Here is a 13,967-nt window from a genome sequence, read left to right as displayed (position 1 = left end):
GTTGTATCTATCCTGTGCCCATGCCATCAGCCACCGTGCCCGCGACCGTGCCCGTGCCCGCGGCCGCCCCGATGACCGCCGCCGACCGCGTCTACCAGCACGTCAAGAACGGGGTGCTCGACCGTCGCTACGAGGGCGGCACCCTGCTGACGGAGGGCGAGCTGGCCGAGGCCGTCGGCGTCTCCCGTACGCCGGTGCGCGAGGCGCTGCTGCGGCTGGAGACCGAGGGGCTGCTGAAGCTGTACCCGAAGAAGGGCGCGCTGGTGCTGCCGGTCTCCGCGCAGGAGATCGCCGACGTGATCGAGACGCGGCTGCTGGTGGAGGAGTTCACGGTACGCAGGGCCGTGCCGGCGCCGCCCGGCCTGCTGGACCGGCTCGCGGAACTGCTCGACGAGCAGCGGCGGCACGCGGCCGCGGGCGACCTCGCCGCGATGATGGCCGCCGACCGGGGCTTCCACGCCGAGATCGTGCGCAGCGCCGGGAACCAGATCCTGAGCCGGCTCTACGACCAACTGCGCGACCGCCAGCTACGGATGGGCGTGGCCCTGCTGCACGCGCACCCCGAACGGGTGGAGCGCACCCTGGCCGAGCACGCGGAGATCCTGGCCGCGCTGCGGGCGGGAGACGGGGAGAGCGCCGCGGCGGCGGTACGGGGGCACGTGGGCAGGGTCGACGCGCTGGTGCGCGGGGTGTCGCGGTGACCGGGCTGCCGAAGGACCCTCCGGGCGGCCGCCGGGCGGTGGCGATCTGGTCGATCGGCGTCGCCGTCTACTTCGTCGCGGTGATCTTCCGGACCAGCCTGGGGGTCGCCGGCCTGGACGCGGCCGACCGCTTCCACGTCAGCTCCTCGGCGCTGGCCTCCTTCTCGCTGCTGCAGCTCCTGGTGTACGCGGGGATGCAGATACCGGTGGGGCTGATGGTGGACCGGCTCGGCACGAAGAAGGTGCTGACGCTGGGGGCCGTCCTGTTCACCGCGGGCCAGCTCGGCTTCGCGCTGTCGCCCTCGTACGGGATGGCCCTGGCCGCCCGCGCGCTGCTGGGCTGCGGCGACGCGATGACCTTCATCTCGGTGCTGCGGCTCGGGACGCGGTGGTTCCCGGCCCGGCGCGGACCGCTGATGGCGCAGCTCGCGGGGCTGGTCGGGATGGCCGGGAACCTGGTCTCCACGCTGGTGCTGGCGCCCGTGCTGCACGGGGTCGGCTGGGTGCCGGCCTTCGCGGGCAGCGCGGTGGCGGGGCTGGTGGTGCTCGTGCCGCTGGTGCTGTTCCTGCGGGACCACCCGGAGGGGCACGAGGCGCCGCCGGTCGCGCGGGGGGCGGGGGGCGGCTTCGTACGCCGCCAGATCGCCGACTCGTGGAAGGAGCCGGGCACGCGGCTCGGGCTGTGGGTGCACTTCACCACGCAGTTCCCGGCGATGGTGTTCCTGCTGCTGTGGGGCCTGCCGTACCTGGTGGAGGCGCAGGGGCTGTCGCGGACCACCGCGGGCGGGCTGCTGACGCTGGTGGTCGCCTCGAACATGGCGCTGGGCCTGGTCTACGGCCAGATCATCGGCCGCCGCCAGTCGGCGCGGATACCGCTGGCGCTGGGCACGGTCGGGCTGACGGCGCTGCTGTGGGCCTCGGTGGTGCTGTACCCGGGCGACCGGGCGCCGATGGGGCTGCTGGTGACGCTGTGCCTGGTGCTGGGGATGTGCGGCCCGGCGTCGATGATCGGCTTCGACTTCGCGCGGCCCGCGAATCCGGCGGAGCGTCAGGGGACGGCCTCAGGAATCACCAACATGGGCGGTTTCATCGCCTCGATGACGACGCTTCTGGTGGTGGGCGTCCTGCTGGACGCCACGGACGACGACTACCGCATCGCGTTCTCGTCGGTCTTCGTCCTGGAACTGCTGGGCGTGACCCAGATCCTCCGCCTGAGAACCCGCGCCCTGTCCCGCGAACGCGAACGCCTGCCCCTCGGGGCCCCGCTGCCGACGGCCCTGCCCCCGGCCCCCCGCACCTCGAACGCCGGCGAGGCCGGGTTGGCCAGGCGGCACTGAACTGCGGGGCCTTTCTGTGCGTCACCTGGAATGCGAATAATCGAGAATCTCCCCGGACCGGTTCCCCTTCGGATCACCATGCTTGTGCTGTGGTGTCCGACGACGAGGGGAACAGGTCATGGCAAGGCGACTGCGGGTCCTCGGGAGCACATCCGGAGTGGGCGACTGCCCGACGCTGTATGAGGACCTGGACACCGGGGAAGTGCTCGTGCAGGGGCACGCGGTGACCGATCCCATGGACGTGGCGCAGCTCAAGTACGTCAAGGAGGGGGAAGCGTTCGTGGTCGTGCCTCGGGCGCTGTTGGCGAACTTCTCCCCGAGGGAGGTCACGCACGTGCCGGAGTTCGTTCCACAGAAGAAGATCAGCGAGTTCATCAACGATGGGTTCGAGCACACCGCGTGGCGGCTGGAGACCCGAAGCGGCTACGCGTCCGACCAGGCGGTGCCGTCGTACCAACAGTTTCTGCGGACCGGTGACACGGCCGGGGAGGTCGGGCACCCGTGGTTCGCCAATGTGCGGCGCATGGTGGACAGCGGAAAGCGGTTCGAGCGGGTACGGATCGTCGACAGCCCGCCGACCATTGGCCAGCGATACCTGCTCGCCTGCGGACGTACGAACGTGGCAGCGGGCGAGGACATCCGCCACCTGTGGCGGGACGATGCCGAGCGCTATGGCGTGAACCTTTCGGACTTCTGGTTGTTCGACTCCCGCACCGTGGCGCGCTTCCATTTCGATGGCGAGCGCACCATCGGCATGGAGCTGATCACCGATCCGGCGGAGGTCCTGCTGGCCTGTCAGGTGCGGGACGCGGCATGGCATCACGCAGTCCCGTACCGGGAGTTCACGGCTCAGGTACCGTCCGCTGAGTGAGTACGGACTTTCAGCAAGCCCGGGTGTCCCTCGGCGCGCGCCTGCGGGAGCTGCGCACCGAGGGCGGCCTTACGGGCCGCGAACTGGCCGACCGGCTTGCGTGGGGACAGTCCAAGGTCAGCAAGCTGGAGAGCGGCAAACAGACACCGACCGTCCTCGATCTCAAGGCATGGGCCGAGGGGACCGGAAACCCGGGGATAAGCGGCGAACTGGTCGGCCGACTGCGCGGACTGGAAACTCAGTACCGATCATGGCGCAGGCAGTTGGCGGGTGGTTATCGCGCGGTGCAGGAAGCGCACTGGGCACAGTCTCAGAGGACGTACTCTCGGCGCAGCTTCGATCCCGCGCTGATACCGGGACTCTTGCAGTCCGCAGACTATGCACGCGCCGTCCTCAGTCGATACTCCGCGATCCACACCGCCCCCAGGGACATCGAGGCCGCCGTGCAGGCGCGCATGGGGCGTCAAGACATTCTCACGGATCAGAGCAGGACGTTTCACTTCCTTGTCTGGGAAGGGGCTCTACGGGCCCGCCCGTGCTCGCCCCCTGTGCTCTCGGCGCAGCTTGACCGGATCGTGGGGCGGCTCGGCCCGGGGAACGTGAGGGTAGGGATCGTGCCGTTCGAAGCGGACATGAACGTTCCTGCCGGGGTCGGATTCTCTGTCCATGACGACAGCCTCGTGATCACCGAGACATGGCACGCGGAAATGTGGTTGGACGATCCGGAAGACGTTGCCTTGCACGTTCGGGCGTGGGAGGCGCTGGCGAGAAACGCCCTCTACGGTGCCGAGGCGCACCGGGCTCTGATGCGGGCAAGGCAGTTCTTGAGCCCGCGAGAATAACGGCGAATAGCTCCCCTACGGCATCCCGCGCCTTGCCTAGCGTTCTGCGCGACACGGTTGAAAGGGTGCCCATGGAAACAGCTGATCGTGCGCGGCTCGACACGTACTTTGGCAAGGTCGCCGAAGCGTTCACGCCGCCCCAACGTCCGTCCTCGCTGTTGATCACGCATCTCTTGCCCGAGCGACCCGCGTTCGTCGCGGCCGTGGGCAAGGTGTCGAACCTGCGTGCCGTTCTGCCCAAGCCCAAGTCCATCCACGCGAGCGCCCGCCGAGAGATCGAACGGACCGTGGCGTGCGACGAACTGTCCCGCGACATGTTCAGCGACCTCGACGCCGCGGTGACGTACCTGGAAACCAAGGCAGCCGGCGAAAGCGTCGTCCTGCTCGACGTGGGCGGGTATTTCGCTCCCTCGCTGGACGCGCTGTGTGAACGGTTTTCGGGGACGATCCTCGGAGTGGTCGAGGACACCGAGAACGGACACAAGCGCTACGCCGAACGGGACAAGCTGCCGTGCCCGGTCGTCTCCGTGGCTCGCTCGCCGCTCAAGGACCCGGAAGACTTCCTGGTCGGGCAGAGCGTGGTGTTTTCCGCCGAGGCGTTGTTGCGGCAGCGCGGGGACATCCTGCACGGGCGCCCGGCCCTGGTCCTCGGATTCGGCAAGCTCGGGTCCAGCATCGCCCGGCTGCTGCACGTCAAGGGCGTACGGGTGATCGTCTACGACATTGACCCCGTGCGACGGGCACAGGCCATGTCCCAGGGGTTCGAAGTGGCCCGGGACCGAGACCAGGCCGTGGCCACGGCCGGACTCGTTCTCTGTGCAACGGGGGCACTGTCTCTGCGCGGCGAGGACTTCCCGCAGCTCAAGAACGGGGCTTACGTGGCTACGGTGACCAGCTCGGAAGACGAGTTGGAGTTGAGTGGGCTGCCCTCGGGCTACATCCGCGACAGCGCCGGCGAGCACGTGAGCCGCTACAGCACGACCGGGCACTACTTCTATCTGCTGAACGGGGGCGAGGCGGTCAACTTCATCCACGGCGCGAGCGTTGGACCGTTCATCTTCCTCGTTCAGGCCGAGATCCTCGCGGGCGCGGCCATGCTGGCTCGCGGGGGGCTGGATGCCGCCATGCACGAGGTTCCCACCGCCGACCGGGAAGCCATCGCGGCTACCTGGCTCCACTACTACAACAGGTGATTCCATGCCCATCACGGCAGACCACGTGCGTGCGACCCTCGCCGAGTACATCGACACGCACCCCGAGGAGAAGTCCGCCCTGGCGGCCGTTCACGAGCTGATCGACCAAGGGGTCGATGTGACCAGCCGTAAGGAGTTCCGGGGCCACGCCACGGCGGGGGCGGTGGTTGTCAACGGCGAGGGTCAGGCGCTGTTCATTCGGCATGTGGCGCTCGGTAAGTGGCTGACTCCGGGCGGCCACCTCGAACCCGAGGACGGGGATCTGTTGGGTGCCGCACTCCGTGAGCTGATCGAAGAGGCCGGCATCACCCTGAGCGTCTCCCCGGTACATGCGGTCCCGGTGCACATCGACGTGCACCCGATTCCGGCGAACGAGAACAAGGGGGAGCCCGCGCACCAGCACTTCGACTTCCGCTATCTCTTCCGTCTGGAGGGCGACCAGGAGGTGACGCTCCAGGAAGAGGAGGTGAGCGGGTACGCGTGGCGCAGCGTGGACACGATCACCGACGAGGCGCTGCGAGCGCGAGTCCTCGCGTCGCTTCGGTAGACGCGCTCGACAGAGAACAGCCCCGTCCGGCCATATGCCGGACGGGGCCCTTTCATCCGGGGGTCGACGGGTCCCGGATCGGCGGCTACGGGGTGACGGCGAAGTGGGTCAGGATGGCTGCGGCCAGGGCTTCGTCGCCTTCGATCTTGACGCGGTCGGCCACCGCGTGCGGACGGACGCGGCCCGCCGCCAGGCGGACGTACGTCTCCCAGTCCAGCGCCAGCGTCACGGCCGGTCCGAGCGACGGCGCCTTGTCCACCGTCCCCCGCCCCTGCGCGTCCACCCGTACCGTCCGCATGAACTCCACCGGGCCGTGCACGTCGAGGACCACCGCCGAGTTCGCCGGAGCCCCCGCCAGTTTCGCCACCACCTTCGGCAGCCCGGCCAGCAGGAGGTCCCGAGTCACGTACGCACCCGGCGAGTCCCAGTTCCCCGGTACTCCCAGGGCCGCCCGCAGGTCCTGCTCGTGGATCCACACGTCGAACGCCCGCAGCCGCAGCGCCAGCTCCAGCGTGACCTGCTCGCCCAGCGGCCCCCGCACCATCGTGGCCGGATCCCGCTTCTCGTTGCGCAGCTGCCGCGACCGCCGGATGACCGTGTACTCCAGCTCCGAGGTCATCTCCGGGGCGGTGTGGTGCCGGCGTACGTCAACCTGCACCTCCATGTACCGGGTGAACTCGTCCACCACGTGCCGCAGATCCCGCGCCACGGTGTGGATCGGCCGCGGGTCTCCGAGCTGCTCGCACTCGATGCCGATGATGTGTGACACCACATCACGCACTGACCAGCCGGGGCACGGCGTCGCCCGGTTCCACTCGCCCTCCGTCAGGGGGAGGACCAGTTCGGATATCGCCTCGATGGAGTGCGTCCACGCGTCGGCATAGGGCTGAAGGCTGGGATGCGGATGGACGGTCAACGGGACCCCTCGCGTGCTGTTCATTGGCGCGTTCTGGAAGCTTGTGGACTGGCTTCAAAACTACGCTGCCGGTGAGCACCCCGGCAGTGCTTTCGTGTGACGATCGTAGGCCCGAGTTGACGGCTTGAATGCCAGGACGGTGGTACTGTGCGCGCCTCTCTGATCCAAATCGCGGTGAATGACGGGGAGTCGGTGGGTTCCCGCCGCTCCCGCGTCGCCGACCTCGTACGGGAGCAGAACCGCTCCGACCTCGTCGTGCTGCCCGAGCTGTGGACCGTAGGGGCCTTCGCCTACGAGCAGTTCGAGACGGAAGCCGAACCGCTGGACGGCCCGACCTTCGAGGCCATGTCCAAGGCGGCGCGCGACGCCGGGGTCTGGCTGCACGCAGGCTCGGTCGTGGAGCGCGCGGGCGACGGCTCCCTCTACAACACCGCGCTCGTCCTCTCTCCCACGGGCGAACTCGCGGCCACGTACCGAAAGATCCACCGCTTCGGCTTCGACCAGGGCGAGGCGGTGCTCATGTCTCCGGGCGACTCCCTCACCACCGTGATCCTGCCGGAGCAGACGCTCGGCCTCGCCACCTGCTACGACCTGCGCTTCCCGGAGCTGTTCCGCGGCCTGGTCGACGCGGGGGCCACCACGATGGTCGTGTCCGCGGGCTGGCCGGCCCGCCGCCGGGCCCACTGGACCCTGCTGAACCGGGCCCGCGCGGTCGAGGACCAGTCCTACGTCCTCGCCTGTGCGACGGCCGGCGCCCATGCGGGCGTCGAACAGGCCGGGCACAGCCTGGTGGTGGACCCGTGGGGCGAGGTGCTGGCGGAGGCGGGCCCGGGGGAGGACGTGCTCACGGTGGAGCTGGACCCGGCGAAGGTCGCCGAGACACGCGAGCAGTTCCCGGCCCTGAAGGACCGCCGCCTGGGGCAGGGCCGCGCCTAAACGTCTTCCCCGCGCTCCTTTTCGGCCATCCTGATCACGCAGACGGCCACGGCGATCAGCAGCGCCGCGTCCGCGTCCTCCCGGATCACGTCCACGGCGTACGTCTCGCGGATCCGGTACCACTGGCGGGAGATCAGGGCGAGCAGCTCCCCGTCGTACTCGACCTTGAACTCCCGGTCCAGGATCCGGCCGCTGATGTCGAGCTCGGTGCCCTCGACCAGGGTGACGAGGAAGTGGTTGCGCAGCAGCGAGAAGCGCTTGCGGCGGATCACCGCGAGCCGCCGGTCGTCCCGTTCCAGCGTCATCGCGTCGCGGAAGGCGAAGATCTTCTCCCGAAGCGTGATCAGGATCCGGCCGTCGGGGTCCTTCAGCTCCAAGGTGTCCCGGACGCGCAGCGCCTTCCCGTCCACGAGGAAGGCGTGCCGGCCGTCCTCGTCCTCGATCCGGTAGTCGTCCCCGACGGTCAGCGCTTTGTCCCGAACCAGGTATTTCATGCCGTGATCGCTGCCCGCGATAGGTTGCCCTCATGCCTCTGCTCTACGTGACCGACCTGGCGTACCCGGCGCGCGGCCGCCGTTACTGCGACGAGGACGTGTTCCTCACCTCGCGGCTGCGGGCGCACTTCGACCTGGCGCTGTGCCATCCGCTGGACGCACAGGCCCTGATGCCCGGCTTCGACGCGGTCGTGGTCCGCAACAGCGGGCCGGTCCTGCACTACCAGGAGGCGTACGACGCCTTCCGCGCGGCCGCGCTGGCCGCCGGGACCCGCGTGTACAACCCGCTCACGGGCCGCGGCGACATGGCGGGCAAGCAGTACCTCCTCGACCTGACGCAGGCCGGCTACCCGGTGATCCCGACGATCGACGACCCGGCGCGGCTGGCGCTGCTGCCGGACGTGCCCTCGTACGCGGTGAAGCCCAAGCAGGGCGCGGACTCCATCGGCCTGATCTTCACCGCGAACCCGTCCGCGGCGCCGGGCGAGATGCTCATCCAGCCGCGCATCGACTTCGCGTACGAGGTGTCCTTCTACTTCGTGGACCACACCTTCCAGTACGCCCTGTACGCCCCGGACCCGGCGCGGCGCTGGGATCTGACCCCGTACGAACCCTCGGCGGCGGACCTGGCCTTCGCCCGGGCCTTCGTCGACTGGAACACCCTCGACCACGGCATCCAGCGCGTGGACGCCTGCCGGGCGGCGTCGGGGGAGCTGCTCCTGGTGGAGCTGGAGGACCTGAACCCGTACCTCTCGCTGGACCTCCTCCCGGCGGAGGTGCAGGACCGTTTCATCGAGTCCCTCACACAATCCCTCCACTCCTTCCTGAACTCCTGACCTCCGATGTCAGAGGCGGATGCCAGGCTCTGCGCATGGACAAGCAGACGTTCTGGAAGCTGATCGAGACGGCCCGCGCGGACGCGGCGCCGGACCAGGTGGCGGCGCGGGCGGCGCAGTTGCTCGCGGGGCGGCCGGCCGCCGAGATAGCCGCGGCGCAGCAGGTGCTGTGGGATCTGCTGGCGCAGTCCTACCGCGCCCCGCTCTGGGCCGCGGCCTACCTGATCAACGGCGGCTGCTCGGACGACGGCTTCGACTACTTCCGCGGCTGGCTCCTGACCCAGGGCGAGGCGGCCTTCACCGCCGCCATCGGCGACCCGGACTCCCTGGCCGCCCATCCCGCGGTCCGCGAGGCCGCGGAGCAGGGCCTGGAGCTGTGGGACGAGGAGGCCCTCTCCATAGCCTGGCAGGCCTACGAATCCGCTACGGGCCGTGAACTCCCGTCGGACTCCTTCACGATCAGCTACCCACCCCTGGACCCGTCCTGGGACTTCGACTTCGACGACACGTCCCGCACCGCCCCCCGCCTCCCCCGCCTGAGCGCCCTCTTCGACTAGAGCCCGCTGGTGTCGAGATCGAGATTGAACGGGGCCGGCAGGTGGACCGGAGTCCCGTACGAGTGCGGCCCGTCGACCTTCGTATAGCCGAGTCGTCCCGGCCCGGCGAACAGTGTGACGGTCTTCTCCACCCTGTCGACGAGCAGGTACAGCGGTGCGCCGTACTCGGCGTACCGCTTGCGCTTGACGACACGGTCGGTCTCGGCGTTGGACTCTGAGGTCACCTCGACGATCAGCAGAGTCTGATCGGGTACCAGGGCCCCCCCGCCGTGGGCCAGTTGCTCGGGGACGACAGCGATGTCGGGTACGTACCAGTTCGACGATCCGGGCAAATCCAGGTTTCCCGAGCCTTCCACGCAGCCGAGGGCGTCCACCCGGGCTTCGATCTGGCGCCGTACGAGCTTGGCAGCCCGTTCGTGATCCCAGCTCGGCGTCACGGTGTCAATGACCCCTTCGATGATTTCGGTGCGGTCTCCGCTGTGGTGCTGGATGGCGTACTTCAGGGCGTGCTCGGGATCGATGCCCTCGCCGTAGTCGTGCGCGGTCGTCATGTGCGGACGCCTCCTTGGCTGCCTGCGGCCAGGCTCCCACGGAGTCCTCGACCGGTCATCACCCCTGCGGGTGCATATGCCGGGGAGTGGCACCCTTGTCGCATGAATTCTGCCGCGCCCGCACCCCGTCGCGCCCGTGTCCGTGCTCCCGAGCTGATCGGCAAGGGGGGCTGGCTCAATACCGGTGGCAAGCCGTACACCCTCGCTGACCTGCGAGGACGGATCGTGATCCTCGATTTTTGGACCTTCTGCTGCGTCAACTGCCTGCACGTCCTCGACGAGCTGCGGGAGCTGGAGGAGAAGCACCGCGACACCGTCGTGATCATCGGGGTGCATTCGCCGAAGTTCGTGCACGAGGCCGAGCACGCGGCCGTCGTCGATGCCGTCGAGCGGTACGAGGTGCACCACCCGGTGCTCGACGATCCGGAGCTCGCGACCTGGAAGCAGTACGCCGTGCGGGCGTGGCCCACGCTCGTCGTGATCGACCCCGAGGGGTACATCGTCGCGCAGCACGCCGGCGAGGGGCATGCGCACGCCATCGCGCGGCTCGTGGAGGAGCTGGAGGCCGAGCACGAGGCCAAGGGGACGCTGCGCCGCGGGGACGGGCCGTACGTGGCTCCCGAGCCGGTGGCCGGCGACCTGCGGTTCCCCGGGAAGGCGGTCGTGCTGCCGTCCGGGAACCTCCTGGTGTCCGACTCCACCCGCCACCAGCTCGTGGAGCTGGCCCCGGACGGGGAGAGCGTCGTACGCCGCATCGGCAGCGGTGAGCGCGGCTTCGGCGCCGACGGCTTCAGCGAGCCGCAGGGCCTGGCGCTGCTCCCTGACGGCAGGGTCGTGGTCGCGGACACGGTCAACCACGCGCTGCGCGTCTTCGACCCCGCCACCGGCACCGTCGAGACCGTCGCCGGCACCGGCCGCCAGTGGTGGCAGGGCTCGCCGACCTCCGGGCCGGCCCTGGAGGTGGACCTGTCCTCGCCGTGGGACGTGGCCTGGTGGCAGGGCCGGGTCTGGATCGCCATGGCGGGCGTGCACCAGCTGTGGACGTACGACCCGCAGGCGCGCACCGTCGAGGTGGCCGCCGGGACGACCAACGAGGGCCTGCTCGACGGCCCCGCCGCCGAGGCCTGGTTCGCGCAGCCGTCCGGGCTCGCGGCCACCGAGGACCGGCTGTGGATCGCGGACTCCGAGACCAGCGCCCTGCGCTACGTCCACCGCACCGACGCCGGGTACGCCGTCACCTCCGCCGTCGGCACCGGCCTGTTCGACTTCGGCCACCGCGACGGGGACGCGGCCCAGGCGCTGCTCCAGCACCCGCTCGGGGTCACCGCCCTGCCGGACGGCTCGGTCGCGGTGTGTGACACGTACAACCACGCGCTGCGCCGCTTCGACCCCGCCACGGGGCAGGTCTCCACCCTCGCGACCGATCTGCGCGAGCCCAGCGCCGCCGTGCTGGTCGGCGAGGACATCGTGGTCGTCGAGTCCGCCCGGCACCGGCTGACCCGGCTGCGACTGCCGGAAGAGGCGGTACGGGTCGACGCGGTCGCCCACCGCACGCAGCGCGCCGCCACCGAGGTCGCCCCGGGCACGCTCCGCCTCGACGTGGTCTTCCAGGCCCCGAGCGGGCAGAAGCTCGACACCCGGTACGGGCCCTCGACGCGGCTGCTGGTCTCCTCGACCCCGCCCGAGCTGCTGGCGGCGGGGGAGGGCGCCGGGACCGACCTCTTCCGCGAGCTGGTGCTCGCCGACGGGGTGACCGAGGGCGTGCTGCACGTCTCGGCGATGGCCGCCTCGTGCGACGACGACCCAGAGAACGAGTACCCGGCCTGCCACGTCCACCAGCAGGACTGGGGTGTTCCCGTGACCGTGGCCGCGGGCGGCGCCACCCGGCTCCCGCTCGTCCTCGCCGGCCTGGACGCCGCGTAGCCGAACGCGCCGGGCCCCGCCCAGGGAGGGCGGGGCCCGGTGTCGCGCGTCAGCCCTCCAGGAACGAGACCAGCGCGTTCGCCAGGAGGAACGGGTCGTCCGCGCCGCACAGTTCACGGGCGCTGTGCATCGAGAGGATCGCGACGCCGATGTCCACGGTCTGGATGCCGTGCCGGGCGGCCGTGATCGGGCCGATCGTCGTGCCGCACGGCATGGAGTTGTTGGAGACGAAGGTCTGCCACGGCACGCCGGCCCGCTCGCAGGCGCTCGCGAACACCGCGCGCCCGCTGCCGTCGGTCGCGTACCGCTGGTTGACGTTGACCTTCAGGATCGGGCCGCCGTTGGCGCGCGGGTGGTGCGAGGGGTCGTGGCGCTCCGCGTAGTTGGGGTGCACGGCGTGGCCGGTGTCCGAGGAGAGACAGATGGTGCCGGCGAAGGCCCGCGCGCGGTCCTCGTACGAGCCGCCGCGCGAGAAGACTGAACGTTCCAGCACGTTGCCCAGCAGGGGGCCGTCCGCGCCGGTGTCCGACTGGGAGCCGTTCTCCTCGTGGTCGAAGGCGGCCAGCACCGGGATGTGGTCCAGCTTGTCGGAGGTGGAGACCGCCGCGAGCGCCGCGACGCCCGCGTGCACGGACAGCAGGTTGTCCATGCGCGGGCCGGCGAGCAGTTCGCGGTCGCGGCCGAGGTAGGACGGCGGCTCGATCGAGTGGACCATCAGGTCCCAGCCCGCCACCGAGCCCTGTTCCAGGCCCTCTTCCTCCTCCAGGAACGCGATCAGGTCGCCTTCCTGGACCTCGCCCAGACCCCAGATGGGCTGCATGTGCCGCTGCTTGTCCAGCTTGAGGCCGTCGGTGTTGACCGACCGGTCCAGGTGCACGGCCAGTTGGGGAACGCGCAGCAGGGCGCGATCGATGTTGACGAGGCGTTCGCTGCCGTCCCGCAGGGTCAGCCGCCCGGCCAGGCCCAGGTCCCGGTCCAGCCAGGTGTTGAGCAGGGTGCCGCCGTAGATCTCGACCGCGATCTGCCGCCAGCCCTGCGAGCCCGTGTCAGGCAGCGGCTTGACGCGCAGGTTGGGGGAGTCGGTGTGCGCGCCGATGATCCGGAAGGGAGTGTGCGCGGCCGCGCCCTGCGGCACGTACCACGCGATCAGGGCGCCGCCGCGGAGCACGAATTTGCCCCCCGTGCCCGCATCCCATGCGTCCGTTTCCGACAGCTGCCTGAAACCTGCCTTCTCCAGCCGCTCCGCCGCGTTGGCCACGGCGTGGTACGGCGACGGACTGGCCGTCAGGAAGGTCATCAGATCGTCGGTGTGGCCGCGGTCGAAGCGGGCGGCGGGAGAGCTCATGTGGTTCACCTTAACGACGGTCGTGTTCGTCATGGCCGGACAGTTGCGGATCGCCGAAAGGGCAGGGGTTCGGGCGGCGTGGCCCCTAATCCCGGTGCCTTCCTCAGCCCGGCGGTCGCTCGAATCGGCGCTGCAGCTGCCTGCGCTCGCCCCGACGGATGCGCGGGAGCATCTCCGGGGTCTGTGCGGAGCGCTGCGCCCGTCTCTTGCGTCCGGCGCAGAAGATACAGGCCTCGCCCGGCGGTGCGTCCGGGTCGATGGGCGCACCGGGGTGCTCGGAGCATCCCGAGGCGTTGCGCGGCCGGGACAGTTCGCGGGCGACGATGAAGGCGCGGTGCAGGTCGTCCGCTATCTGTACGAACTCTTCGGCCGGCGAGGAGAAGCCGAGGTGGAAGCGGCGGTCCTCGACCGTACGCACGCACGCGCGCAGGGCCTGGAGCGTGTACGGGGGCTCCGGTACGGGGTAGCCGAGCCGGCGCTGCTCCGCGGCGGGCGGGGCCGCGGCGGCCGCCCGGGCGCCCTGGGCGCGCAGTCCGAGGCGTCGCCGGTCGTTGCAGATGAGGCAGCGGCCCCAGCCGTCGGGCGCCTCGGGGTCGAGGGCGCCGTTGGGGTGCTCGGGGCAGCCGGTGTAGCTCTTGGCGGGGGCGAGCCCGGCCGCGGTCTGGAAGGCGGTGTACAGGGCGTCGGCGACGGCTTCGTACTCGGCGGGCAGGGCGCCGTCGTAGAGCTCCTTGAGGTGGTCGCCGAGGCTGCCCAGGGCAGCCTGCAGCTCCTTGAGGGCGTACGGCCGCCCGGTCGGGACGGAGTACCCCCTGCTGTTGCCGTGCTGCTCCTGTGGACTCATGCCTACGAGCGTCCCATGAACGACTGACAAGGCGCGAACAGCGGCGGCCGGACCCCCGTACCGAGGGTCCGGCC

General features: G+C 70.2%; 15 protein-coding genes. 10 read left to right on the top strand and 5 right to left on the bottom strand.

Features of this window, described 5'->3' with window-relative positions; all coding sequences use genetic code 11:
- The first annotated feature begins 20 nt into the window (after window positions 1-20).
- The 6 genes from ACFWBF_RS28055 to ACFWBF_RS28030 all read left to right on the top strand — a co-directional run bounded on the left by ACFWBF_RS28055 (window position 21) and on the right by ACFWBF_RS28030 (window position 5,491).
- Window positions 21-701 carry a GntR family transcriptional regulator gene (locus ACFWBF_RS28055; RefSeq protein ID WP_385606768.1) on the top strand — a complete coding sequence of 227 codons (681 nt, stop codon included), beginning with the start codon at window positions 21-23 and terminating at the stop codon, window positions 699-701.
- Window positions 698-2,038 carry a nitrate/nitrite transporter gene (locus tag ACFWBF_RS28050; RefSeq protein WP_385606766.1) on the top strand — a complete coding sequence of 447 codons (1,341 nt, stop codon included), beginning with the start codon at window positions 698-700 and terminating at the stop codon, window positions 2,036-2,038. The genes ACFWBF_RS28055 and ACFWBF_RS28050 overlap by 4 nt, the downstream gene beginning before the upstream one ends.
- A 118-nt stretch (window positions 2,039-2,156) precedes the next feature.
- Window positions 2,157-2,909 (top strand): DUF6879 family protein, encoded by a 753-nt coding sequence (locus ACFWBF_RS28045; protein ID WP_385606764.1) that lies wholly within the window; start codon window positions 2,157-2,159, stop codon window positions 2,907-2,909.
- The gene (locus ACFWBF_RS28040) at window positions 2,906-3,751 is read left to right on the top strand and encodes a helix-turn-helix domain-containing protein (RefSeq protein ID WP_385606762.1); all 846 of its coding nucleotides are present in this window, start codon (window positions 2,906-2,908) and stop codon (window positions 3,749-3,751) included. Before ACFWBF_RS28045 ends, ACFWBF_RS28040 begins: the two co-directional genes overlap by 4 nt.
- Before the next feature lie 71 nt (window positions 3,752-3,822).
- Complete coding sequence (locus tag ACFWBF_RS28035; protein ID WP_385606811.1) at window positions 3,823-4,944, top strand: adenosylhomocysteinase; 1,122 nt, start codon at window positions 3,823-3,825, stop codon at window positions 4,942-4,944.
- Window positions 4,945-4,948: 4 nt separating this feature from the next.
- Window positions 4,949-5,491: an NUDIX hydrolase gene (locus tag ACFWBF_RS28030; RefSeq protein WP_385606760.1), complete on the top strand. Its 543-nt coding sequence runs from the start codon at window positions 4,949-4,951 to the stop codon at window positions 5,489-5,491.
- A gap of 85 nt (window positions 5,492-5,576) precedes the next feature.
- Here ACFWBF_RS28030 and ACFWBF_RS28025 read toward each other — a convergent pair whose 3' ends face one another.
- Complete coding sequence (locus tag ACFWBF_RS28025; protein ID WP_385606758.1) at window positions 5,577-6,431, bottom strand: maleylpyruvate isomerase family mycothiol-dependent enzyme; 855 nt, start codon at window positions 6,429-6,431, stop codon at window positions 5,577-5,579.
- Between the two features lie 123 nt (window positions 6,432-6,554).
- Here ACFWBF_RS28025 and ACFWBF_RS28020 point away from each other — a divergent pair, with 123 nt between their 5' ends.
- On the top strand, window positions 6,555-7,343 hold the full coding sequence (locus ACFWBF_RS28020; protein ID WP_385606756.1) for a carbon-nitrogen family hydrolase: 789 nt from the start codon (window positions 6,555-6,557) through the stop codon (window positions 7,341-7,343).
- On the opposite strand, the gene ACFWBF_RS28015 is transcribed toward ACFWBF_RS28020, so the two are convergent.
- Window positions 7,340-7,837 (bottom strand): LURP-one-related/scramblase family protein, encoded by a 498-nt coding sequence (locus ACFWBF_RS28015; protein ID WP_385606754.1) that lies wholly within the window; start codon window positions 7,835-7,837, stop codon window positions 7,340-7,342. The genes ACFWBF_RS28020 and ACFWBF_RS28015 overlap by 4 nt on opposite strands.
- Window positions 7,838-7,869: 32 nt before the next feature.
- Here ACFWBF_RS28015 and ACFWBF_RS28010 point away from each other — a divergent pair, with 32 nt between their 5' ends.
- The gene (locus tag ACFWBF_RS28010) at window positions 7,870-8,673 is read left to right on the top strand and encodes a hypothetical protein (RefSeq protein ID WP_385606752.1); all 804 of its coding nucleotides are present in this window, start codon (window positions 7,870-7,872) and stop codon (window positions 8,671-8,673) included.
- A 35-nt stretch (window positions 8,674-8,708) separates the two neighbouring features.
- Window positions 8,709-9,230 (top strand): DUF4240 domain-containing protein, encoded by a 522-nt coding sequence (locus ACFWBF_RS28005; RefSeq protein ID WP_385606750.1) that lies wholly within the window; start codon window positions 8,709-8,711, stop codon window positions 9,228-9,230.
- On the opposite strand, the gene ACFWBF_RS28000 is transcribed toward ACFWBF_RS28005, so the two are convergent.
- Window positions 9,227-9,781: a Uma2 family endonuclease gene (locus ACFWBF_RS28000; protein ID WP_385606748.1), complete on the bottom strand. Its 555-nt coding sequence runs from the start codon at window positions 9,779-9,781 to the stop codon at window positions 9,227-9,229. The genes ACFWBF_RS28005 and ACFWBF_RS28000 overlap by 4 nt on opposite strands.
- A 102-nt stretch (window positions 9,782-9,883) precedes the next feature.
- Between ACFWBF_RS28000 and ACFWBF_RS27995 the strand changes: the two genes are divergently transcribed.
- A complete protein-coding gene (locus ACFWBF_RS27995; protein ID WP_385606747.1) occupies window positions 9,884-11,704 on the top strand; it encodes an NHL domain-containing thioredoxin family protein in 1,821 nt (606 codons plus the stop codon).
- Window positions 11,705-11,753: 49 nt separating this feature from the next.
- On the opposite strand, the gene ACFWBF_RS27990 is transcribed toward ACFWBF_RS27995, so the two are convergent.
- Entirely contained in the window at window positions 11,754-13,049 is a 1,296-nt protein-coding gene (locus ACFWBF_RS27990) for a M18 family aminopeptidase (protein WP_385606745.1), read from the bottom strand.
- Window positions 13,050-13,152: 103 nt separating this feature from the next.
- Entirely contained in the window at window positions 13,153-13,893 is a 741-nt protein-coding gene (locus ACFWBF_RS27985; RefSeq protein WP_385606743.1) for a hypothetical protein, read from the bottom strand.
- Window positions 13,894-13,967 lie beyond the last annotated feature (74 nt).

Origin of the sequence: Streptomyces sp. NPDC060028, from assembly GCF_042736725.1 — a bacterium.
GTDB lineage: Bacteria > Actinomycetota > Actinomycetes > Streptomycetales > Streptomycetaceae > Streptomyces.
This window is presented reverse-complemented; position numbering and strand designations above follow the sequence as displayed.

Bases quoted from the DNA above. Each gene is read 5' to 3' on its own strand.
- ACFWBF_RS28015 (WP_385606754.1), bottom strand. From the start codon at position 7,837: ATGAAATACCTGGTTCGGGACAAAGCGCTGACCGTCGGGGACGACTAC.
- ACFWBF_RS28045 (WP_385606764.1), top strand. From the start codon at position 2,157: ATGGCAAGGCGACTGCGGGTCCTCGGGAGCACATCCGGAGTGGGCGAC.
- ACFWBF_RS28010 (WP_385606752.1), top strand. From the start codon at position 7,870: ATGCCTCTGCTCTACGTGACCGACCTGGCGTACCCGGCGCGCGGCCGC.
- ACFWBF_RS28055 (WP_385606768.1), top strand. From the start codon at position 21: ATGCCATCAGCCACCGTGCCCGCGACCGTGCCCGTGCCCGCGGCCGCC.
- ACFWBF_RS28025 (WP_385606758.1), bottom strand. From the start codon at position 6,431: ATGAACAGCACGCGAGGGGTCCCGTTGACCGTCCATCCGCATCCCAGC.
- ACFWBF_RS28005 (WP_385606750.1), top strand. From the start codon at position 8,709: ATGGACAAGCAGACGTTCTGGAAGCTGATCGAGACGGCCCGCGCGGAC.
- ACFWBF_RS28035 (WP_385606811.1), top strand. From the start codon at position 3,823: ATGGAAACAGCTGATCGTGCGCGGCTCGACACGTACTTTGGCAAGGTC.
- ACFWBF_RS28000 (WP_385606748.1), bottom strand. From the start codon at position 9,781: ATGACGACCGCGCACGACTACGGCGAGGGCATCGATCCCGAGCACGCC.
- ACFWBF_RS27990 (WP_385606745.1), bottom strand. From the start codon at position 13,049: ATGAGCTCTCCCGCCGCCCGCTTCGACCGCGGCCACACCGACGATCTG.
- ACFWBF_RS27995 (WP_385606747.1), top strand. From the start codon at position 9,884: ATGAATTCTGCCGCGCCCGCACCCCGTCGCGCCCGTGTCCGTGCTCCC.
- ACFWBF_RS28030 (WP_385606760.1), top strand. From the start codon at position 4,949: ATGCCCATCACGGCAGACCACGTGCGTGCGACCCTCGCCGAGTACATC.
- ACFWBF_RS27985 (WP_385606743.1), bottom strand. From the start codon at position 13,893: ATGAGTCCACAGGAGCAGCACGGCAACAGCAGGGGGTACTCCGTCCCG.